Origin of the sequence: Trinickia symbiotica (genome assembly GCF_003028655.1) — a bacterium.
Lineage (GTDB): Bacteria > Pseudomonadota > Gammaproteobacteria > Burkholderiales > Burkholderiaceae > Trinickia > Trinickia symbiotica_A.
In genome coordinates this window covers 106,343-127,712 of record NZ_PYUC01000009.1, presented here as the reverse complement: position 1 = coordinate 127,712, position 21,370 = coordinate 106,343, and the positions used below count along the sequence as shown (strand labels likewise).

Genomic DNA, 21,370 nt, shown 5'->3' with positions numbered 1-21,370 from the left:
CCTTGCATCAAGCCGCGTGCTGGTCGAACGCGCCGAACAATTGCGGGCGATAGCCGCTCCGTTGCAACAGGTACTCGCGTGTGGCCGTGACATCGGCCTCGAGCTTCGCGACATCGACGCCCACTAGCCTGCCGGCGCTCTTGCGGATATGGCCGCCGACCATCACCGTGTCGACGTCCGAACGCTCCACGGCCTGTACGACGGTGCCGATGGCATTGGTGACCGGGAAAACCGCCACACCGTTCGTGCGAAGCATGACGATGTCCGCCTGCTTGCCGGGCGTGAGCGTGCCGACTTCGCTTTCGAGACCGGCGGCACGCGCACCGTGGATCGTTGCAGCCCTGAGCACTGCTTCGACGGAAATCGGTGCAGGCACCTGCGTTTCGCCGCGGAAGCGCCGATACGACATGGCCGAGCGCTGCTGCCCGAAGAGCGCATGCATTTCGCCGAACATATCGCTGCCGAAAGCGGTGTCGAGATCGATGCCAAGCGCCGGAGTGAGTCCGTGCTCGATCGCCTGCTGGTAGGCGAACGTGTCGTCGTCAAAGCCGAAAAGTGCATCCGAGCGAGGGTTGATCGTAATGTTGACCCCGGCTTCCGCCAAAAGCTTCCACGTCTCCCGCGGCACACGCGTACAGTGATTGAAGATGTTGTGCGGCCCGAGGACGCCAGGCTTTGCGAATTCCGGCCCGAGCTTCGCGAGATCGCCAATGAATTCAGTCAGGATGCGCATGTCGAGGTCCCGCGCGACCTTCCACCATTCGAGCTTAAGCTGGCCGAAGAGTCCGGCGCGCACCAAGCCATCTCCCTGATTCCATCTGACGGCAAGACGCTTCAGATCCGAAGGAAGGTGTTCAGTCGATGCCTGCTTGTCCATGGCCGCGCCAACCATATGCAGCGCGCGGATCCCTGCCTCGTCGAGTGCATCGAGTGCCGCATCGGTATGCTCGGGGCTGCGCGACGAATGACAGGCGTCGATGATCGTCGTGATGCCCGCGTCAAGCGACGCGATTGCCGTCAGCTTCGTGCTGATGTACATGTCGAGCGGCCGATAGTGCCGCCCCACTTTCTCCGCGACGACATCGATGTAAGCGAAGAGATCGTCGACATCGGGCATCATGCGGCGCAACGCGCCGAGCCACATGTGGTGATGCGCGTCGATTAAACCGGGCATGACGATGTTGCCCGTTGCATCGATAACATCGGCGCCGTTGGCCTCGATGCGGGGACCCACCGCGGCGATGCGGCTGCCGTGTACGAGAACATCGCCCGTCGCGAGATTGGGCACAGCAGCATCCATCGTAACGACGGTACCGCCTTTGAAGAGAACCTTGCGATCTGCGTGAGACATCGTCGACTCCGTGGATTCGAACGTGGGTTAATGAGCTTTGCGTGCAGCGCTGCGGTGAAACGATAGGCTTCGCGCCAACTTTGATTAAGATGGCCGTATTCATAACTTTTTTGCGTAAATGCAAAGGTGGAGCCGATGGGATTCGACGGGCGGCTGCTTTCCGGTATGAGCGTGCTGGCTGGGGTGGTCGAGACGGGCAGCTTCACGCGGGCGGGAGAGGTTCTGGGACTCTCGGCGTCGGGGGTCAGCCGGGCCGTTTCCAGGCTCGAGGAACGCATCGGCATTCGCTTGCTCGGTCAGCAGCAGGCGCGACGTCATGCTGGTAGGCGGTTGCGGCCCGAACCGCACGGCGACGTCAATGCCTTCGGCAACCAGGTCCCCGGCGTCCGGCAGGAGCACGGATACCAGATCGACCTCGGGATAGCGCTCCGCGAATTCCGGCAGTCTGGGCGCCAGAACGTGCCGGGCAAACAACGGGTTGAGACTGACGCGTAACGCCCCGCGGACTGTTTCCGCCGCACCGGAGACTACGTTGGCGGCCTGCTCGATGCCGGACAGATGAGGTGACACGAGCTCATAGAGCCGGCGTCCGTCTCCCGTGAGATGGAGCGCGCGTGTCGTTCGGTCGCCCGTGTACTGACGGTCGCTTCACCGACCTATCTGAAGAAGAGTGGCCGCCCCGCGACGCCGGAACAGCTCACTGGGCATGATTGCCTCCAGTACATCGATCCGCAGCGAGGCAAGCCGTTTCGCTGGGAATTTCATCGGGACAACGAAGTCCGCCATGTTGAAACGACGGGCCGCTTGACATTGACCGATGTCGACACGATGGTGGGAGCGTGTATCGCCGGAGCCGGTATCGCGCAGGTGCTCGCGCTCGGCGTCGAGCCGCTGATCGCGAGTGGCGCACTGGTCGAACTGTTTCCCGATTGGCCGGGCGAGACATTTCCGCTCTATGCCATCAGGCCTTCGCGCAAATTGCCGCCCGCGGCCGTCGAAGCGTTTCTGAATTTTTGTGTCGAGATTTGCTTGGACTACGAGACCCGGCGTTGAGGCCCATACTAAGCCTGTCCCCCCGCGCCGCCGGTCAGAACGTCCGTTGCCTGGTGGTCGGGGGGGACCCCCTCGATCAGAATGACATCGCCGGACGAATTTGCTGTGCGAAACGCTAGGATGCGCTGATAAGCGGGCGATTCATACCAACCGCGAGCATGGGCGAGGTCAGGAAAGGCAATCACGATCAAGTCTTCGGTCCACTCTCCTTCGAGCACTGTGCGCTCCCCTCCGTGGATGACGAACTGCCCTTCGAAAGGAGCGAGGGTATCGTCGATGCTGGCGAGGTAGGCTTTGATTTCCGCTCCCGTTCTGACGTCCCGAAGACGGGCGACTGCGTACGATGTCATGTCTTTTCTCCTCATGAATAGCTGTTGTAGTTCGGGTCCGAAAGATTCGGGGTCCTGTGAGTGCCTGCCCGCATTTTTCGCCTGAACGCGCGGTGCGGAGCTACACACACGCCCCCTGTCTGTTAGACAAAGATTGAGTGAGGAAGCCGTCCGGCTCAATTACCTGCCGGGTAATTGAGCGCCCGCGTTACGCAAGCTACTGTGGACCTGCCTGAATGACAGGTTCCCCGACAATGGAGAGTGAGATGACCGACGCTGCCTATATCGCCGAGCGCTATATCGCTGTCTGGAACGAAGCAGACCCACTCCGCCGCAACGCCTTGTTGATCGAAGGCTGGAGCGAGGATGCCGCGTATGTCGACCCTTTGATGCGTGGTGACGGGCGCGACCAGATCAGTGCGCTAATCGGCGCAGTGCATCAACGTTTCCCCGGATTCCGCTTCACTCTCGATGGCCGCGTCGATGCCTATGGCGACCGAATCCGCTTTACCTGGGCGCTCGGGCCGCAATCCGAGCCCGATATGATTAAGGGCACGGACTTCGCAGTCATCGAACAGGGCCGACTGAAGTCCGTCACCGGGTTCCTCGACAAGGTGCCGCCGAATGCCTGACTTCGGCCGCTCACCTGCGAGGGCAAACCAATACGCCTCGACAGAATCAGGTGCGCGCATGAACGAACGGATCGCCGCAAAGGCGGGTGACTATCTGCGCATGTGGCGGCAACGCCGCCGCATGAGTCAGCTGGCATTTGCGCTGGAGGCCGAGGTTTCTCAACGACACCTCAGCTTCCTTGAAAGTGGGCGTGCAACGCCGAGCCGGGAGATGCTGCTGCATCTCGCCGAGCGCTTGGACGTCCCGCTTCGCGAGCGCAACGCCATGTTGCTTGCAGCGGGTTTTGCGCCCGTCTATGAAGAGCGATCTCTCGAGGATCCGGCCATGGCAGCCGTGAGCGAAGCGATCGCAATGGTGTTGAAGGGACATGAGCCGTTTCCGGCGCTGGCCGTCGACCGGCACTGGCATCTCATCGCGGCCAATGCCGCACTCAGCTTGTTGACAACCGGAGTCGAGGACAGCGCGCTGCTCGATCCCCCCGTCAACGTGCTTCGACTCTGCCTCCACGCGAGAGGGCTCGCGCCGCGGATCGCCAACCTTGCGGAGTGGCGAGCCCATCTTTTGGATCGGCTCCGGCGCCAGATCGCCGTCACCGGTGACGGCGTGCTGTCCGAGCTCCTGCATGAACTTTCGGCGTTTCCGATCGCCGGCAATGCTCACGCGACACAAGCGACGATGCCTGTGGACAATGGCGGCGTCTTCGTGCCGCTGAAGTTCATCACCGACGAGGGCTTGTTGTCGTTCATCTCGACGACGACCGTATTTGGCACGCCGCGCGACATCACACTCTCCGAGCTTGCGCTGGAGGCCTTTTTCCCCGCCGATGCCGAGACTGGCAGGATTCTCAGGCAGCTCGCAAAATGAGCGTGCGCCGCGACATGGTCTGGCAACGGTTGCCCGGTCATCGAATGCGGCTCGGAATTCGCTCAGGTATGAAGCTTGCTTTACCCATTCATCATGAGTGGTCCTTTGCCGCCGCGGCGCAGCAGCGACCGCGGCCCGCCGCCCGAGGTGCCGGGTCTCAGAGCACTCACTTCGCTGGTCGCCGGCGTCGTGGTGATCGTCGCGCTCTATTTCGGGCGCGCCGTGCTGATGCCGATTACGCTGGCCGTTTTGCTGAGCTTCGTGCTGGCGCCATTTGCAACATCGTTGCGGCGTGCGGGCTTGGGCCGTGTGCCGTCCGTCATTGCCGCGGTACTGGTCGCACTTTGCGTGTTGGCCGCAACGAGCGTCGTCATCGGCGCGCAGGTCGCCCAATTGGCCGGGGATCTGCCGCGATACGAAGCGGCGGTGGAACGCAAGGCGAAAACACTGCATGAAGAGACGATCGGCCGCGCGGATGCACTGCTGAGGCGGGCGACCGGCGCGCTCAGGCACATTGCGCGGACCCCTGAACCGCCGAGCAGCGACGATCGGTCGGCGAACTCGTCGGACCGCCCGCCGATGCCCGTCGAGGTTCTCGAGCCCAGGCCTTCGTCGTTCCAACTTATCCAGCGCTTCGTGGCACCGGTGGTGAGCCCGCTCGCGACGGCGGGCATCGTGGCTGTTGTCGCGATATTCATCCTGCTGCAACGCGAAGATCTGCGCGATAGGCTCATTCGCCTTTTCGGCGTGCGTGACCTGCATCGCACCACGACCGCAATGGACGAGGCCGCACGGCGCCTGAGCCGCTATTTCCTTGTTCAAGTGGCCGTCAATACGAGCGTCGGCACACTGATCAGCATTGGGCTCGCGCTCATCGGCGTGCCGGGGGCACTATTGTTCGGCGTCCTTACCGCCTTGCTGCGCTTCGTGCCTTACGTGGGCGCTTGGATCGCGGCGCTCCTCGCCGTCATCCTCGCCGCGGCCATCGCGCCTGGCTGGTGGATGATGATCTGGACCGCCATCGTGTTCGCGGCGGTCGAGCTTGCCGCGGGCCAGTTCGTCGAGCCGCTGCTATACGGCAACAGCGCGGGCTTGTCGCCGTTCGCTGTGATCATTGCCGCTATTTTCTGGGGTTGGATATGGGGACCCGTGGGGCTCGTGCTGTCCACGCCTCTTACGCTGTGTCTCGTGACGCTCGGGCGCCACGTCGAACGCGTCGCCTTCCTCGATGTGCTGTTCGGTAACCATCCGGTCCTGACGCCGGGCGAAAATCTTTACCAGCGATTGTTGGCCAATGATGCGCCGGATGCGCTCGCTCAGGCGGCGGCGATGCTCGAAAAAACGTCTCTGGAGGCTTGGTACGACACAGTCATGCTCGAATGCCTGAGGCTCGCCTGCGACGACGTCGCGCGCGGTGTGGTCCCGCCCGGACAGCTGACCGCGGTGCGCTCCGCGGCGCTAGGCGTCATCGGCGAGCTCACACCGGCGGGTTCGCCCGGCGTGGCCGTCGAGCCACGCAAGCGCCCGAAGGCCAGCGCGCGCCGTGGGCCTTTCAGCGACAACCAGCAAGAAGCGCCCGATGAAGGCGCCCCCGTGCTCTGCGTGAAGGGGCGCGGCGAGTTCGACGATCTTGCTGCAACGATCCTCGTGCAATTGCTGCAGCGACGCGGCATCGAGGTCATTGCCGTTTCGGCCGAACGGTTCTTGCGCAGGCGCGGCGACGAGGCGCGAATCAGCCGCGACAAGGTCATCTGTCTCGTGACGCTGGAGTGGCGCGAGCCGCCGCCGTATCTGCGCAACCTCGTCAGCAGACTTCAAGCGCTATCGCCAGATCTCGTCATGGGGATTGCGTTTGCCGAGCACCCTAATGCCGCGCGCCACAGCGCACAGGGTCAATCGGAGGCGGCCGGCCCCACGAAGGAGCCGGCGATCGATTCTTTCGCCGCGCTGGCCGACGCATGCGCCGAACTGTTGCGCACCCGCTCGATGCCGAACGAGAACGGCAACGGCAATGGCAACGGCGATGCGCGAGCCAAAGGAAATCAGCAGATTGCCAAAGCGCTATGATCGCGCCCACGCACTCGCAACAGATGGAAAAGAAGGCGCGCAAGCGTGCATTGCGCTTCGTCGCCAATCATCCTTTCTGGTTCATCGTCCAAGTGCTCAAAGCATTTCGAAAGAACCAAGGCCTGCTTCTGGCGGGCGCGGTTGCATACTATTCGTTGCTGTCGATCGTGCCGCTGCTGATCCTCGTGGCCATTGCATTGAGTCATATGGTCGGGCAGGAACTGCTGCTCGATACGCTCGAGCGGCTGCTGAAATGGCTGGTACCCGGGCAGTCGAGGGCGATCGTCGGCGAGCTCGCCAATTTCCTCGCGCATCGCGCCGTCGTGGGCTGGTTCCTCGTAATTACAATGATTTTCTTCAGTTCGCTCGCGTTCACCGTACTCGAAAACGCGCTGTCGATCATCTTCGTGCATCGCGTTGTCATACGGCGGCGCCATTTCCTGATATCGGCGATCGTGCCGTATTGTTTCAGCCTTTCGCTTGGCATCGGCGTGCTGCTTATCACCTTCGTGACTAGCAGCTTGCAGGCAGTCGCGTCGGATAGCGTGGTGCTTTTTGGCCACAACGTATCGCTGACGGGGCCGACGCGGGTGATCCTTTACCTCTGTGGCTTTGCCGGTGAGATATTGGTGCTGACCGCTATCTATATCGTCATTCCGGCCGGACGCACTACGTTTCGTCACGCTGTCATGGGAGCCGTGGCGGCGGCGGTGCTTTGGGAGATCACGCGCCGGGTGCTCGTTTGGTATTTTGCAACTTTGTCGCAGGTGAGCGTCGTCTATGGATCGATGACGACTGCGATCGTCGTGCTGTTCAGTCTCGAGGCGCTGGGCACGCTGCTGCTGTTCGGCGCGCAATTGATCGCCGAATACGAGCGGCTTAGTGCCCGCGGCCGTTTACAAGAGCCCGACGCGTTGGGAACAGGTTAGCCTCGGTTAGGCACGGTTGCGCGTTTCCGCGATTCTCCGAAGAAGCTGATCAGCTGTTGAGCCACGAACGCAGGCTTCTCATCCGGCAACCAATGGCCGGTATTCGGCGCAACGCTACCGCGAACGTCCGCGGCCAGCTCTCTTGCCATTTCCAGCTGACTGATACCGTTGCTCTTGTCGCCGGCGAGCGCCAGCACGGGCATTTGAAGCTTGCGCCTCATGAACTCCTTGAATTGCGTCTCGTCCTCGGGAAAGGCCCGATAGAGTTCGAACCCGGCCCGGAGCGCCCCCGGCGCCGCGTAAGCGCCGGCATAGACGGCGATATCGTCGTCCGCAAGCGGCACGTGGGCCCTTTTCTTGTAAAAGTCGAGGATGTATTCGTGCACATGGCGGCACGTCATGCCCCCCTTGGCGAAAGACGGATATCGCGTGCTCGCGGTAAAGCAGAACCGTGGCATGGGGCGTCACCGCCCAAGACGCACGGCCGGCCACGCAGTCGGTACTATGCATCGAACCGGGGTTCGGCGCGCTCCCCGAAACGCCCAGTCGGCTAACGCCAAAACTCCCAGTCCCAAATGAGGAAATCGGCTTTGAGACAACTGTTGCGAGTTGCGGTAAGGGCGGAGGGAATGGCCCGCTCACTGGAAAGCAGAACGAGTCTTGGGGACCCAGATCCGTCGCTCGCTCAACGGCAGGTATCGACCTATTACCGCTTTTCGGCCAAAATCCGCGAACATCTCAAGTTCAACCGGATCCAGACCATCGAGGTCACCGATGCCCCAATCTGCTATCGCATTTCGCGAACGTCTGAGCGGCGGCGCCATGGCTATTTCCGGGCTCTTGTTTATTCTTTATCCAGCTATCCGCCCCTTCTCCGACGAGAGTTCCCTGCAAGGCGCTACCGCTTTCGCGACCGGTCAATGGCTCGCGGCGCACATGCTGGCGATGGTGGCTTTTACTTTGCTTCCACTGGGGCTACTCGGCCTGCACAGTTCCCTACAATGTACCGCGGCCGAGCGCGGCGGCTATTGGGCAGTCGCGCTGAGCCTGATCGGGACGGGACTTACCCTGCCATTCTACGGTGGGGAGGCCTACGGTCTTCACGCGATCGGACAGCAGGCCCTGATCCAACGGAGCGCCGCAGTACTTAGTCTCGCAACCGTTGTCCGTTCCGGCCCCGGCCTCGTCATGTTCATTGTCGGGTTGTTGTTGCTAGCCATCGCAGCATTCATCGTCGCCATTGCGATCTGGCGGTCGGTTAGTTACCCAAGATGGAGCGGCATCCCCTTGGCCATTGGCCTCGCGCTCTACATCCCGCAGTTCTTTGGAACGCAGCCGCTGCGCGTCGCTCACGGGCTGCTGGTCGGTATCGGATGCTGGTGGATTGCAGCAGGGATATGGACCCGGGGCACGAGGCAATGCCCCCAAGCAGCCGAAATCAACCGGTAACGTCAATCGCAATGCGCCGCTCACGAGCCGCTTGGCTCCGGACTTACCATCGCTGACTTTCGCCGGGATAACGGTGCAGGCATTCGCAACGGCTGTCGCCGGTTCATAGCCGGCCACCCACAATGCTCCCCGAAGCGGCAAGTGAGCCGTACCTGCGCAGCGCACGCGCGCCGACGAGTAGATTTGCGAGTTCGTTCGCTAGCAATCTGTTTTGTTTATCGGATCTCCGCCGAAGGGCGGTTCCATGCGAACCTCGCGATGGCCCGTACGAGTCATCGGGACGCTTGTGTAGTGGGGCTTGCCGGGACTTTGCGGGCAAAGAGGCTGGACCGTTGAAGCGGATGCGAAACAGAAATTCGCTCCTCGGCTCGCGTTAACCCTCGCTGTCGATGTACTTCACTCCCTTTATATCTTTGCATCCCACGAAGGGCACGGTCGGGCCAGGGCGAGGATGAAACGTTACCGCGTCTCGCGCGTGAGGACCTAGCGGGGGTGCCCAATTCAGGGAGAAAGCGTATGTTCAAGTGGTACGCCGAGCTGACGAAGCCGGAAAAGCGGACGTATTGGGCGTGTTTCAGCGGTTGGGGACTCGATGCGATGGACACGCAAATGTATGCGCTCGCAATACCCACGCTGATCGCATTGTGGAGCATGACGCGTGGCGAAGCCGGCGTTCTGGGCACGACCGTGCTGATCATGGCGTCACTCGGCGGCTGGATCGCCGGCATTCTCGCCGATCGTTACGGGCGCGTGCGCATCCTGCAGATCACGATTCTATGGTTCTCGGCGTTCACTCTCCTGTCCGCATTTACCAACTCGTTCTGGCAATTGATGATCACGCGCGGCCTGCAGGGCCTCGGCTTCGGCGGCGAGTGGGCCGTGGGGGCGGTGCTGATCAGTGAGACCATCCAGCCGCAGGTGCGAGGCCGTGCAGTTGGTTCACTGCAGGCGGGCTGGGCCGTGGGCTACGGCGTGGCGGTGCTGGTCTCCACGCTGATCTTCAGCATGCTCGAACCATCTCTTGCTTGGCGCGTGTTGTTTGCAATCGGCATCCTGCCGACGTTGCTTGTGCTGTGGATCCGACGGTACATCGAGGAAGCGCCCGTGTTCGCGCAAACCCGGTCCGAACGGGCCGCCGATCGTCCGAGCATGTGGGCTGTCTTCGGCGGCCAGACGCGCGCGACGACGCTGAAGGCCATACTGCTGACGTTCGGCATTTACGGCGGCAACTATGTGATGATCACATGGCTTCCTGCTTATCTGAAGCTCGTGCTGAATCTCTCGATAACACACGTTGGCGGCTATCTGGCGATCAACATTCTTGGCTCATTCGCGGGTGCGTTCCTCAACGGCTGGATGGCGGATCGCTTTGGGCGTCGCCGCACTTTCATCGTGATTGCCTGCCTACAGGCAGTCGCTGTGGCGGTCTATACACTCACTGCAATCACGTTGCCAGTCACGCTCGCGCTCGGATTCATTCTCGGTACGCTTCAGTCAGGCACGGCAGCAGGCACGGGGGCATACCTTGCCGAGTTGTTCCCGACGCGTATTCGCGCCTCCGCACAAGGGCTATGCGGCAACGCGGGCCGCGCGATTGGCGCGATCATGCCGACAATGGTTGGCGTGCTGAGCGCCAAGCTCCAGCTCGGTGCGGCGATGGGGCTATGCGCATGCTCGTCTTATTTGCTCGTCGTCATGGCAGCAATGCTTTTGCCGGAGACGCGTGGCCGGGATCTCGCTCTAGTCGCTGAGAGCGGCGAGCGTGCGGTCGTTGCGGATCGGCGCAAGACGCCGATGCCCGATGCGCGCATATCTGGCGACGCGCGTTGAGCTGTCCAATGGCCGTTTGCAGCGTTGAGCCGACGTCTGTGTGGTCGAGCGATAGTAGTGCGAATGACGCTCTCTGGCAGGATGCCACGAAGCAGAAGCAGTGGGCAGCCTTCCTGAAACAATCTTAATCGATTAGGCTTCCAAACCGATGTCCCTGCTCGCGGGCCGCGCGCGGTTCCGCTGCCGCCGCGTGCGCATATCTGACGGCCACGTGGCGACAGGCTACATTCCCCATCTGAGCGATGGCGTATGCACCGGGCTATCCCAATGCCGCTTCATTTCGTCGTCCAGCACGCACAAGGTGGATCGACGCGCCGGCCATTTCCAGCGAGGTCGTAACCGATCCGACCTGCACGCGCGCGACCGCGAGACCGCGCTGGTGCAGCCACGAGCGTGTGGAATTGAACAACAGATACAGTTCCCCGAGCGGCGTTCCGCCCAGTCCATTGATCAAGACCAGCAACTCGGAGCCGTTCCCCGGCTTCGAATCGGCGATGATCGCCGTCAGCAGCTCTGCCGCGATCGCATCGGCTGTGACAAAGCGCGCGCGACGCCGCCCTGGCTCGCCATGAATGCCAACGCCGACCTCGATTTCATCGTCGCCGATCTTGAACGTCAGCGTGCCCGCCGCGGTCGACACGCGCAAGCACGTTGCAGCAGCGCGGTGAAGAGTGAGTGGCGTGTTGTGCGCCAGCGGTGAGAGTTCCGATTGGGGAATAAAACGGTCGACACGCCAGTTTCGCCATTCCGCCCTGCCTTGCTCACGGCCGACGTCCGATGTCGCAGGCATGAAGAATCTTCGGGATATAGTTCTGGCAGAAGGTCAGGTATGTCCGAACAATAGTCGAGGGATAGCGATGGGATGGATAAAGGAGGTTGATGGGCTGCTCGGGCAACGGAAACTGCGGCAGCAATTGCACGAGGCGCTTCTCCTGAATAGGCGCAGCCGCTAGAAAAGGCGGTAACTCAGTTACCACATCACCAGCGAGCGCACGCACGCACAAGTGATGATAATCGTTGGTGGACAGAAGGACCTTTGGCTCGATGATATGCCCAGCCAAGTCCCATCGTGCCGGGGCATCGACACGCGACATCCATACAGCGCACGGGAAGCGATAGAGTTCGTCGGGTAGTGCCGGCACGCCGAGGCGCTTCACTAGCTTCGGGCTAGCTGCTAGAACATGGCGATAGGACAAGACGTGTCGCGCCACCATAGCCTCGTGAACGATCGAGCCGACACGCAGGGCGACGTCGATCCCGTCCTCGATTAAGTCCACCCGACGTTCAGTTGAATAGACGTGGACTTGAATGTCCGGATAGCGGCGCTGGAACGCCGCAAGCAAATTCCACCATGGCTCAAAAGACTGAGGGAACGATAGCCGTAAGCGCCCTTTCAACTGCGCCTGATCGCTTACGATGGCTTGCTCGGCCTCAAGTAGCGCCTCGATGCCACGACTAGCCTGCTCGTACAGCTTCGTTCCGGCATCAGTCAGCCTCACCCCTCGCGCCGAGCGCTCCAGCAACTGCACCATAAGCTGCCGTTCCAGCTCCCGTATCCGACGGCTCAGCGTTGGCAATGGGATTCCAAGACGGCTCGCCGCCGCAGAAAGACTACCCGCCTGGACGACGGTGACAAACATGTGAGTGGCGTTCAGATCCATACGGCATGCTCTCATATTTGAGAGACCGCTTCCAATTTTTGCGAATGTTAATTCATTTATGACAAGCATATCCTATTGCCTTAAAGATCTCAGTTCCAAGAATGAGGACGCGTATGCAACAGACGTGGACATGTCGAATGAGGACATTTATGGCGATAGTCACAACCATAGCGACGCTAACCGCAGCAAATGGCGTGGCCGCGCATGACGTATTCGCGGGGAGAGAGAAGCTGAAGGCGCACTCCGAGGAATTTCGCAAGCGCGTCGTCGAAGTTACGGATGGCGTGTACACCGCCATCGGCTACTCCGCCAGCAACGTCACGCTGATCCAGGCCGACGGCGGGTCGATCATCGTCGATACCTCGGCCAATCCGGTCGATGCTCAAGCGATCATCAATGCCTTCGGGGATCGCATGACCAGACCTGTGCGTGCGATCATCTACACGCACAACCACCCCGACCATTCAGGCGGTGCGACGATATTCGCGGGCAATGACAAGCCCGAGATTTACAGCCACCAATTGCTGGTCTCGGCTAAACCCGACACGGGACGCGGCCGGCGCGATGGCGGCGATGTGTTCGGAACCGCTCTGCCCGACGACCAGTTCATCAATGCCGGCACCCAGCTCGAATACGGCAGGAAGACGCCGCACACGCGCGAGGGTTTTCTCCCGCCCACGAAAACCTTCGACGGCGAGCAACAAAGCCTGACGATTGCCGGCGTGCGGATGCAGCTCATCCTCACCCCCGGCGAGGCTGACGAAAACATCTCCGTCTGGCTGCCGGACCGCAAGGTACTGATCGCAGGCGACGTAATTCTGAAAACATTCCCCAACATTGCCCCCCTTCGCGGACTCCCCACGCGTCCGGCGGACAAATGGGTCGCCAGCCTAGACAAGCTGATCGCTCTGAATGCCCAATATGTCATTCCCGGCCACATGAGCACGCTAGCCGGCGCGGACAAAGTCAGGGACGCTCTCACGGCTTATCGGGACGGTATCAAGTTCGTCTATGACAAAACCATGGAAGGGATCAGCAGCGGCAAGACCCCAGATGAGTTGGTTCAGGAAGTAAAACTTCCAGCGCGGCTAGCGCAACACCCATATCTACAAGAGTATTACGGCACTGTAGCTTGGTCAGTGCGCGGCATCTATTCGCAAAATGCTGGTTGGTTCGACGGCAACCCAACGCATATCTTCCCGCTGACCGAGAAGGAACGAGCGGAAAAAGTCATTGCGCTGGCAGGTGGAAAAGAAAAAATGTTGGAAGGCGCGGAAGCATCGCTCGCTGCCGGTGAGTTTCAGTGGGCCGCCGAGCAGGCCGACTATGTTCTTGCCATCGCACCGCAGAGCAATCGGGCAACCATAATAAAGGTGCGCGCGCTTAGAGAACTGGGCGGACGTCAGATGAATGCCACGGCGCGCAATTACTATCTGACAGTAGCGCAGAGCCTAGAGAAAGGCCTGCAAGCCGGTGGCTCAAAATAAGAGCAGCCAACAGAACCAGGACGTCGTCCCTGCGTAGGTTTGTGGGCGCGATACCGTCCACCGTCACCCTCTTTCGAATGCGCTCCGCGATACCGTCACGACCGCGATGCGAGCCCAAAAGCCCCTTGAATGTCGGGTGGCGGTTCGAGGCAGCCCCTGATTCAAACTCTTGCGGACACCAGCGAATCGGATTCGGATGGTCGCGATCGAGAAGAACACGCGCCTTATTCGACGGATCTGATCGACGAGAATGGTCGCAGGTTGAAGGACTTCTGCCGAAACTCCGGAAGACCACCGAAGACACGGAACTGGCACAGCAGGCGACGGTGTCGCCCGCTACCACCTCCCAAGTGTTGACCGAACTGGAGCGTTTCGACTGGCTGTTGGCGCGAGGGCAAGGCCCGAGCAAGGAGCGTCATCTTCGCGAGCCGACGGCCTTGCTGGACGCATGGGCCAAGCAGGTTGCCACTATCCGCCAGCCAAACTTGCGACGGTACTATGTGCCGGGCACGAAGGCCGAAATGCTGGCGGTGCGGATTGGTGAAGTCTTTGACATGCACGACGTCGAGTATGAAGTCAGCCACGAGGCCGCCGCGCAACGTTACCGTCGTCGATACCGTCATCTTCAACGCCTCTCAGAGAGCTACTGCTGCCTCGTCGGAGTGCCGATCATCCGCCAAGCGTCATGCTCCCGCGATTCATTGGCTAGTCTTTTATTGACAAACAACTAAAAAATGCAACACACTCCGGGTACGATGCCTTCCACTGATAAGACGCTCGAACAAGCGGTCCTGGCGCTCGCTGAGCGCCAGCCGCTGCTGCGCGCCCGCGATCTGGTCGAACAAGGGCTGCCGACCATGGTGCTCAGCCGGCTCGTTGCGGCGGGCAAGCTGGAACGCGTCGCCCGCGGCGTCTACAGCCTGCAAGGGCGCGCCCCGAGCGAGCATCGATCTCTGGCCGAGTCCGCACTGCGCGTGCCACGCGGCGTGGTGTGCCTGCTGTCGGCACTGCGCGTTCACGGCATCGGCACACAGGCCCCCTTCGAGGTCTGGATGGCGATTCCCCCACATACACCCACGCCGCGCCTAGATCAGCCGGCCCTACGCGTGGTGCGCATGTCAGGCGAAGCCCTGACCGAAGGCGTCGAGCACATGGAGATCGATGGCGTACAGGTGCCCGTATTTAACTTGGCCAAGACGGTGGCGGACTGCTTCAAGTACCGCAACAAGATCGGCCTTGACGTAGCCCTGGAAGCGCTGCGCGATGGCTGGTCGCAGCGCAGGCTCACGATGGACACGCTCTGGCACTACGCGACAGTCAACCGCGTGACCAATGTCATGCGCCCCTATCTCGAGAGCGTGACTACATGAGCCGCAACCTCGCCGCCTCCATCCGGGCCCGCCTGAAGCGGCACGCGGATGCCTCGAAGCAGGACTTCAACCTGACGCTCACCCGGTACGGGCTGGAGCGGCTGCTGTACCGGCTGTCGATCTCCCAGCATGCCGCCAACTACCTGCTCAAGGGCGCCCTGCTGTTCTCCTTGTGGTACGACCAGCCGCACCGGCCCACGCGGGACGCGGATCTGCTGGGCTATGGCCCAGACGACATCGACACCGCCGTCTCGACTTTCCGCGAGATCTGCCAGATCGAAGTCGAGGACGGCATCGCGTTCGAACCGGGATCGGTCAGTGGCTACGAAATCCGCAAGGAGGCGGGCTATGGCGGCGTACGGATCGACCTGCAGGCGAAGCTGGATGGCGCGCGCATTGCGCTGCAGGTGGATATCGGTTTCGGTGATGCCGTCACGCCGGCACCTGAACCCGTCAACTACCCCGTGCTGCTCGACGATCTGCCGGCTCCACAACTGCGGGCCTATCCGAAGTACACCGTGGTGGCAGAGAAGTTTCACGCAGTGTGCCTGCTGGGCATGGCCAACACCCGCATGAAGGATTACTTCGATCTCTGGGTGTTGCTGACCGAGGAGACGTTGGACCCTGCCGAACTGCATCGCGCAGTCCAAGCCACGTTCGCCCGGCGAAGGCTGGCCATCCCCGAAGCGATCCCGACGGGTCTGAGCGACGCCTTTGCGCAGGATGCCACGAAACAGAAGCAGTGGGCAGCCTTCCTGAAGAAGAACCGCCTAGAGCCTTTGGACTTTGTCCGCGTCGTGGGACTGATGCGTAATGAGTTCCAGCGAATGACTCTTGTCGACCCTCGAGCGACGATCGTCGATATGTAAGGCGGTCATTCAATGCGGCAACGATGATTCCGTCTCGCCTGCCCTGGCAATTGCGGTCAGATAGCGACGCCGCTACTACAGCTGGATTGTTTGGAGAATCTCTGTCCGTCCCGCAGGAAGCCATGGCTTTCATAGAAGCGATGGGCATCGGCTCGGTGATCACCGCTCGTCACTTCCAACTTCACACACCCAACCGTGGTAAACCAACGCTCGGCAGCGGCAATCAACGCACTGCCGACACCGCAGCCCCGGTGGTGCTCGTCGACGACCATGCTGGTTATGCGTCCCAGATAACCAGCTGCGTGGAATAGCGGAAGTGCGTGCAGGCTGATACTACCGACGACTTTACCGTTCAATGTAGCCACCAGTATCTTGTCGGTCGGACTGAGAATCAATGTTTGCAGCTTCTCGAGTATCAGCGCGAGCGTCGCATCGTACCCAAGCTGATGCAACAACATGGCGATCGCGATGTGATCGGACGGATTCGATTCTCGAATTTGCGTGAGGGCCGGCGAATCCTCATCAGTGGTCTTCCAGATGGTTCTTTTCGTCATCGGTCATGCCTTTCTTTCTTGCGGCAGAGGATTCGTCACCGTCCATATCCATCCCTACTCCCACTCGATTGTCAACCATTGATCCGGAGCCTTGTGTAGACGGCCCTTCGGCATGTTGGCATCACAGCGATACCGCCAACGATGCCGACAAATCCCACCAGCACTTCTCGGCTTCCGGTCGATTGCAACGGAACACAGCCCGTCTTTTCCTCACAACACCCGCGGAGAAAGAGTACAGCAAAGCATTGCGCAAAGGGTAATACCGTCACAAGTACCGCTAGTCTCCTTCCGACGCGGTCCACTCAAAGCCAACAGATGGTCCGATGTTCGAGATTACCTGCTCCCAACGGACACCGCCAAAGCGAGAAGATCGGTCTCGACCTGGACAGCATTCGAGGCGAGCTCAGGTTCTGCTTCCACCGATGTTGCGGAAGCGGTCAAGTGCGACTGCGGCGATGATGAACGGGTCTGATAAATTGCCAGATGTCCGAGACGCCGAGCAAGACCAGGCCATGGACAGTGCGGCGATGATCAACGCGCCGATTAGCGTTCCCCAGATCGAACCAATGCCGTCAACGAATGACTCAGCCATGACAGAAAACACCTTGAACGAATTTAAGCAAGACAGCAGAATCTGTGGACCATGTCTCGATGACATCCATCTAGATAAAGAAATAAGAGCAACGGGGAAAGTAGATAAGTGCGATTTCTGTCGGAAACGTCGCAAAACGTGGGATCTGTTGAGGGCGACGACGCGCGTGCACGACGTCCTGGAAGAATACTTCGTCAAGGGCTCTTATCAGTACGACGATGGTGAGACCTCAGGCGATCCACTATCCGACGTTGTCACTGAAATCCTGGGAGAGGATGCGGGGGAGCGAGTGGTACCGGCGATCCTTGAAGTGCTCATCGAGCATTTCAACGGTGATCCCCGCGATGGTGATGAGCCGTACTGGGATGAAACAGAAAACTACGAAATCCGTTCGGGCTGGGATATCGACGAATACGCCGATAATGCGTGGGAAAATTTCCGGCGCCGCGTCAAATCGGGGTACAGATTCTTCAATGATGATGCGAGAGAGTTCCTAGCCAGGCTCTTTCAGGACGTCGATAAATTGCGCACCTGGCAACGGCACTCGAAAGGAAAAACCTCGGTCATCTATGAACTCACAGACCAGTCAATCTTTCGCGGTCGCCAAGTAACGTCCCCTGAACAGCTTCGTCAATTTGCAGCCAACCCGGCCCGTGAACTGCATGCACCGCCGCCAAGTGTCGCGAAGGCAGGACGGATGAATCCGGAAGGCGTTTCGGTTTTCTATGGATCTTTCGAACGTCCCACCTGTGTGGCCGAACTCCGGCCTCCGCTCGGAGTACAGGTCAGCTCTGTCGAATTTCGAATCGTCCGCCCGCTGCGTGTTCTCGATTTCACACTCCTCGATAAATCCCACGGGATGGCACTAAGCTACTTTCAGGACGATTTCCGCAATCGCGCAATGCTGTTTCGTCTCTTGCGCCATCTGCACGACCGTATCAAGACGCCGATTCGTCCTGGGGAAGAACACGAATATCTGACTACACAGGTCCTAGCCGAATATCTGACGGCAATACATCAACCACCGTTGGACGCCGTCGTGTTCGGATCGGTGCAACACGAGGAAGGAAAGAATATCGTCATTTTTGGGCGCGCGCTCGGTGCATTTCAAGCTGACACCGGATGGTCAACAGATCCGCTTCGCGTAGTTCCCGATACTGTCGAAGCGGTATTAGTCAAAAGGGTCGACTACTCAACCTCTCCTGTCCAAATCCCGGGGGCTAATTCGGATCAGGTCGATTCGGATGACGATCAATGGAGCCCAACGGAGCGCTGATTCGCATACCGGGATCGCCGTGACCAGAGCGACAAGAAAAAAGCTGGCTCCACGAAGAAAAGCAGAATCCGACGGCGCACGACCAGCCTATCGGCAAGCACACTACAAAGCCGGGCGCCGCAACACCACCGTGCCAGCTTCTTTCTGTACTACGTGACGGATGTTCGCCTGCCACCCCGACCCTACCACGGCCGTTAGTCAGGACACTCCCGGCAACAACCCGGCGATTTCATTGACGACGAAAGTGCCAACGGGTGATACACAGGTGTAAGACCCCGGCACGTCGAGATTCAAAGCCAACTGAGCCAACGACCCAATCGCATCGGCAAGAATCGAGTGCGTTGCATCAAGCGCCTTCACGTCTCGCTGCAACACCTCCTTCTCATGAACAACCCGATTGCGTTCCATCTGCACCCCATTCAGCCTATCGGTCAGGTCTCGGTCGTTCGGGCTACCGGCGATCTTGAAGGCCCTTGCCAGAATGTCTCCGTATTTCCCCTTTGTCGCGTTCGCCGCTGCACGCTGGGCCAGACGATGAAGCAACCGGTGATAGTCTCCGGCTTCGACGACGTCGGATAGCTGGACCACCCCCAACTGTTTTTCTTTTCCAAGGTACTCATGCATACGCTTGGGGTGCCGGAAAAACACGTTCTCGTAGAACTCCTTCGCCGCCACTTCGAATGTCGAACACATGGCAACAATGGTCAATGACGCGAAGTGATCAAGCGAGCCGGTAAGCGAATCACGCAAGCTTTCCACGAGCTTCGCTCTCGTAGCGCTTTCGTCGTTGTCGTCGGATGCGTGGAGAATCATTGAGTCCGCATAGGCTGAAAACGCTTTCCCACTGCGAAGGAATTTATCCATATCCCTGTAAGCAACAAAATCCTCGAGCGCCTTCCAGTACCAGTGATCAGCATCAAACAGTAGTTCGCTCATATACCCCCAAATGTTCTCGTTCCACCATCTTGCGGTCCCGCCCAGCGCCCCCTTCTCATGCACTGGTCGAAAATCGATAGTCCTTAGATTCCGCGCATTGGCCGGCACTTCCGCCGACAACGTCATGGATCTTGCATACCCAACGACAGACAACATGAAGCTCAAAAGCCGGCTGTGGCGGACCCTAGCCTTCTGGCGTTATGTTGAGTGGCTGCTGCGGTATACGTCCTGTCGAATGCCATGGCTATCGAACGGTGCCCAATGTATAAGCTGCAGATGAAGCGCACTCAATCGCCGCATGCAATCTGCATACTCTCGAATTTTCGCGTGGATAGCATCCGCCGAAAACTCTTCGAGATCGACAACGAGCTTCCCGGTTTCAGGGTCCACTCCCAGGCTGGTGTTCGCTCGGACGTACCCGTAGACTTCACCGGACGCCTTTAATTCGACGAAAGTCGAATGCAGTAGGCGGTTCCGATACAGTCGTAGGTCCTGAAAGCGCTCCCTTAGTTCAAGAATGTCATTCGCCTTTTCTTCGGCATTCGCGAATGCGTAGGTGCGGGTCAGACCAACAAACAACTCCGTTACCTTATCGATCAGAATGTGGGGCGTTTCACGGCGCAGCTCCGTGGGCGGCCAATGCTTGCGCGCAGGATCAAGGATGAACCAACCGATCTGCCGATACAGATCTTCGACCCATTGGAAGATGACGACAAACTCGCCTAGAGCCTTATGCGCAGCCGCGACAGCACCGTCGTCGGTTTCGAAGTCTGTATTGCTCATAAAGTCGAGCCGGCGATCATCTGCAATTACCCCCGATAGCTAAACTTCGGCTCGTCCCATCCTCGTCCTCCATCCTCGTCGTCGTCCGAGGCCTCAGCCGTGATAACAGTCAGTGTCTTCCCATACGCCCCCAGGCCGACCGCCTCCTCCCACGCGTCAAATTCGCCGTCGCACCGAAACCACGACTGCAGATCGGTTTCGCCATCAACGCGACGGCCGGAGACTACGTTATCCGATGTCTGGTTAAAGTTGCGCGTCAGCGAATCACGTGGTAGCACAGCCCCTTTCTTGAGATAGGTAAGCCCCCTGATCCTCGACATCGCCGGGGAAAGAAAGCAGTAGTCAACCGACGAGCGCGAACTTACAACGACGGCGATTGCGGCGTCCGTTACTTCTGCATAGCGAATGGCCGATGCCGTGAGGGAGGTCCTGCAAACTTCGGCTAGCTTCTCAATCGCGCCCAAGCCGTCCGAGTATTTACCGGCCTCTTTCGCAAAAAGCGACGATGGCATCAGCAGACCAGCAGCAAAGTGATCTGCCTGCAGTTCTATCGGATCGCCAGAAGCGAAACCCGCACGCGATTCGTGTGAACTCCTGCCTTCACTAAAAATGTACTCAGGGTGACCGGGCAGAAAAAAATGGCCGAGCTCGTGAGCGATGCTGAAACGCTGGAACCCCTCGTTGCGCACATGAGTCGCATAGCCGATGGCGAAGTCATTAACGTGCCGGATCAACATGCCCGACACCCCAGCTGCAATTGAAGGCTTCGCCTCAACCAGAATCTCGTGACTTCGGGCCAGTTCGACGACGTCGATCGGCAAGGTCAAACCAAAGTCGCTAACTACCTTTTCGGCTAACTGCTCTGCATCGCGCAACGCGGTGTCGCCCATCACCCCTCCCGTTTTCGTCGTTCGGCCAATTGCCGGATCATCTGGTTCGCAAATTCCTTATCTGCTTCGTTAAGCATCTGCACGTCCCGGTACAACGAGTCGTTCACGCTCGCCCCGACTGGATCCTCGGTCCTTCCCAGCAGATAGTCAGTGGTGACGTCCAGCGCCTTCGAAAGCCGGCGAAGGTTGTCGAACGACGGCTTTCGCGTTCCGTTCGGATTCTCAAAATGGGAGATGGAGGTCGAGGGCAAGCCAGCCCGCTCGGCGAGTTCGCTCTGCGTAAGCTGGCGCAGGCTTTCGCGCGCGTGCCGCAGTCGCTCGGCGAAGATGTTTCGTGCGGTATCTTCCATTTGTCGATAAAAGTTACTTTGACTTGACAAAGTCGACAAGTAGGATTAGCCTGACTGCAACTTGTCGATGTCGACAAGTCAAGTTTAGCATGCTCCC

At 59.7% G+C, this 21,370-nt stretch carries 21 protein-coding genes and 4 pseudogenes; 13 read left to right on the top strand and 12 right to left on the bottom strand.

Features of this window, described 5'->3' with window-relative positions:
- Window positions 1-7: 7 nt before the first annotated feature.
- Entirely contained in the window at window positions 8-1,351 is a 1,344-nt protein-coding gene (locus C9I57_RS18990) for an amidohydrolase family protein (protein WP_107152186.1), read from the bottom strand.
- A gap of 135 nt (window positions 1,352-1,486) precedes the next feature.
- Between C9I57_RS18990 and C9I57_RS33040 the strand changes: the two are divergent.
- Window positions 1,487-1,591 (top strand): annotated as a pseudogene (locus tag C9I57_RS33040) (LysR family transcriptional regulator); the annotation flags it as partial.
- 108 nt (window positions 1,592-1,699) lie between these two features.
- Here the strand turns inward: C9I57_RS33040 and C9I57_RS33035 are convergent.
- Window positions 1,700-1,921, bottom strand: a pseudogene (locus C9I57_RS33035) (LysR substrate-binding domain-containing protein); the annotation flags it as partial.
- A 33-nt stretch (window positions 1,922-1,954) separates the two neighbouring features.
- On the opposite strand from C9I57_RS33035, the gene C9I57_RS33030 reads away from it, so the two are divergent.
- Window positions 1,955-2,404 (top strand): substrate binding domain-containing protein, encoded by a 450-nt coding sequence (locus tag C9I57_RS33030; protein ID WP_219909890.1) that lies wholly within the window; start codon window positions 1,955-1,957, stop codon window positions 2,402-2,404.
- An 8-nt stretch (window positions 2,405-2,412) separates the two neighbouring features.
- Here C9I57_RS33030 and C9I57_RS18980 read toward each other — a convergent pair whose 3' ends face one another.
- On the bottom strand, window positions 2,413-2,754 hold the full coding sequence (locus C9I57_RS18980) for a DUF1330 domain-containing protein (RefSeq protein ID WP_107152185.1): 342 nt from the start codon (window positions 2,752-2,754) through the stop codon (window positions 2,413-2,415).
- 245 nt (window positions 2,755-2,999) lie between these two features.
- Here C9I57_RS18980 and C9I57_RS18975 point away from each other — a divergent pair, with 245 nt between their 5' ends.
- The 4 genes from C9I57_RS18975 to C9I57_RS18960 all read left to right on the top strand — a co-directional run bounded on the left by C9I57_RS18975 (window position 3,000) and on the right by C9I57_RS18960 (window position 7,226).
- Window positions 3,000-3,365, top strand: a complete 366-nt coding sequence (locus tag C9I57_RS18975; protein ID WP_107152184.1) for a nuclear transport factor 2 family protein — start codon at window positions 3,000-3,002, stop codon at window positions 3,363-3,365.
- A gap of 58 nt (window positions 3,366-3,423) precedes the next feature.
- Window positions 3,424-4,230: a helix-turn-helix domain-containing protein gene (locus C9I57_RS18970; RefSeq protein WP_107152183.1), complete on the top strand. Its 807-nt coding sequence runs from the start codon at window positions 3,424-3,426 to the stop codon at window positions 4,228-4,230.
- A 93-nt stretch (window positions 4,231-4,323) separates the two neighbouring features.
- On the top strand, window positions 4,324-6,297 hold the full coding sequence (locus tag C9I57_RS18965; RefSeq protein WP_258187724.1) for an AI-2E family transporter: 1,974 nt from the start codon (window positions 4,324-4,326) through the stop codon (window positions 6,295-6,297).
- Window positions 6,294-7,226, top strand: coding sequence for a YihY/virulence factor BrkB family protein (locus tag C9I57_RS18960; protein WP_181321879.1), 933 nt, complete (start codon window positions 6,294-6,296; stop codon window positions 7,224-7,226). Before C9I57_RS18965 ends, C9I57_RS18960 begins: the two co-directional genes overlap by 4 nt.
- Here the strand turns inward: C9I57_RS18960 and C9I57_RS18955 are convergent.
- Window positions 7,223-7,627: an alpha/beta fold hydrolase gene (locus C9I57_RS18955; RefSeq protein ID WP_258187723.1), complete on the bottom strand. Its 405-nt coding sequence runs from the start codon at window positions 7,625-7,627 to the stop codon at window positions 7,223-7,225. The genes C9I57_RS18960 and C9I57_RS18955 overlap by 4 nt on opposite strands.
- 373 nt (window positions 7,628-8,000) lie before the next feature.
- On the opposite strand from C9I57_RS18955, the gene C9I57_RS18950 reads away from it, so the two are divergent.
- Window positions 8,001-8,675, top strand: a complete 675-nt coding sequence (locus tag C9I57_RS18950) for a hypothetical protein (protein WP_107152181.1) — start codon at window positions 8,001-8,003, stop codon at window positions 8,673-8,675.
- A 516-nt stretch (window positions 8,676-9,191) separates the two neighbouring features.
- Complete coding sequence (locus C9I57_RS18945; RefSeq protein ID WP_107152180.1) at window positions 9,192-10,505, top strand: MFS transporter; 1,314 nt, start codon at window positions 9,192-9,194, stop codon at window positions 10,503-10,505.
- A gap of 222 nt (window positions 10,506-10,727) precedes the next feature.
- Here the strand turns inward: C9I57_RS18945 and C9I57_RS18940 are convergent.
- Together C9I57_RS18940 and C9I57_RS18935 are read right to left on the bottom strand one after the other, a co-directional pair.
- Window positions 10,728-11,136 (bottom strand): annotated as a pseudogene (locus C9I57_RS18940) (dihydroxyacetone kinase subunit DhaK); the annotation flags it as partial.
- Window positions 11,137-11,266: 130 nt separating this feature from the next.
- A complete protein-coding gene (locus C9I57_RS18935; protein ID WP_107152179.1) occupies window positions 11,267-12,166 on the bottom strand; it encodes a LysR family transcriptional regulator in 900 nt (299 codons plus the stop codon).
- A 149-nt stretch (window positions 12,167-12,315) separates the two neighbouring features.
- On the opposite strand from C9I57_RS18935, the gene C9I57_RS18930 reads away from it, so the two are divergent.
- The 4 genes from C9I57_RS18930 to C9I57_RS18915 all read left to right on the top strand — a co-directional run bounded on the left by C9I57_RS18930 (window position 12,316) and on the right by C9I57_RS18915 (window position 15,892).
- Window positions 12,316-13,653, top strand: a complete 1,338-nt coding sequence (locus C9I57_RS18930) for an alkyl/aryl-sulfatase (RefSeq protein WP_181321878.1) — start codon at window positions 12,316-12,318, stop codon at window positions 13,651-13,653.
- 350 nt (window positions 13,654-14,003) lie between these two features.
- Window positions 14,004-14,384, top strand: coding sequence for a hypothetical protein (locus C9I57_RS18925; protein WP_258187721.1), 381 nt, complete (start codon window positions 14,004-14,006; stop codon window positions 14,382-14,384).
- Window positions 14,385-14,387: 3 nt separating this feature from the next.
- Window positions 14,388-15,023: a type IV toxin-antitoxin system AbiEi family antitoxin domain-containing protein gene (locus C9I57_RS18920; RefSeq protein ID WP_258187720.1), complete on the top strand. Its 636-nt coding sequence runs from the start codon at window positions 14,388-14,390 to the stop codon at window positions 15,021-15,023.
- Window positions 15,020-15,892 (top strand): nucleotidyl transferase AbiEii/AbiGii toxin family protein, encoded by an 873-nt coding sequence (locus C9I57_RS18915; protein ID WP_107152177.1) that lies wholly within the window; start codon window positions 15,020-15,022, stop codon window positions 15,890-15,892. The genes C9I57_RS18920 and C9I57_RS18915 overlap by 4 nt, the downstream gene beginning before the upstream one ends.
- Before the next feature lie 56 nt (window positions 15,893-15,948).
- Here the strand turns inward: C9I57_RS18915 and C9I57_RS18910 are convergent, their stop codons facing one another.
- Both C9I57_RS18910 and C9I57_RS33840 read right to left on the bottom strand, forming a co-directional pair.
- Window positions 15,949-16,446 carry a GNAT family N-acetyltransferase gene (locus C9I57_RS18910; protein ID WP_107152176.1) on the bottom strand — a complete coding sequence of 166 codons (498 nt, stop codon included), beginning with the start codon at window positions 16,444-16,446 and terminating at the stop codon, window positions 15,949-15,951.
- A gap of 403 nt (window positions 16,447-16,849) precedes the next feature.
- Window positions 16,850-17,029, bottom strand: a pseudogene (locus C9I57_RS33840) (ribose ABC transporter permease); the annotation flags it as partial.
- Here C9I57_RS33840 and C9I57_RS18900 point away from each other — a divergent pair.
- Complete coding sequence (locus tag C9I57_RS18900; RefSeq protein ID WP_107152175.1) at window positions 16,974-18,314, top strand: RES domain-containing protein; 1,341 nt, start codon at window positions 16,974-16,976, stop codon at window positions 18,312-18,314. The pseudogene C9I57_RS33840 and the gene C9I57_RS18900 overlap by 56 nt on opposite strands.
- Before the next feature lie 198 nt (window positions 18,315-18,512).
- Here the strand turns inward: C9I57_RS18900 and C9I57_RS18895 are convergent, their stop codons facing one another.
- From C9I57_RS18895 to C9I57_RS18880, 4 genes are all read right to left on the bottom strand, one after another.
- Window positions 18,513-19,250 (bottom strand): hypothetical protein, encoded by a 738-nt coding sequence (locus tag C9I57_RS18895; RefSeq protein ID WP_146166236.1) that lies wholly within the window; start codon window positions 19,248-19,250, stop codon window positions 18,513-18,515.
- Window positions 19,251-19,448: 198 nt separating this feature from the next.
- Entirely contained in the window at window positions 19,449-20,033 is a 585-nt protein-coding gene (locus tag C9I57_RS18890) for a hypothetical protein (protein ID WP_107152173.1), read from the bottom strand.
- 26 nt (window positions 20,034-20,059) lie between these two features.
- On the bottom strand, window positions 20,060-20,923 hold the full coding sequence (locus C9I57_RS18885) for an ImmA/IrrE family metallo-endopeptidase (RefSeq protein WP_107152172.1): 864 nt from the start codon (window positions 20,921-20,923) through the stop codon (window positions 20,060-20,062).
- A complete protein-coding gene (locus C9I57_RS18880) occupies window positions 20,923-21,273 on the bottom strand; it encodes a helix-turn-helix domain-containing protein (RefSeq protein ID WP_107152171.1) in 351 nt (116 codons plus the stop codon). The genes C9I57_RS18885 and C9I57_RS18880 overlap by 1 nt, the downstream gene beginning before the upstream one ends.
- Between the last annotated feature and the right edge of the window lie 97 nt (window positions 21,274-21,370).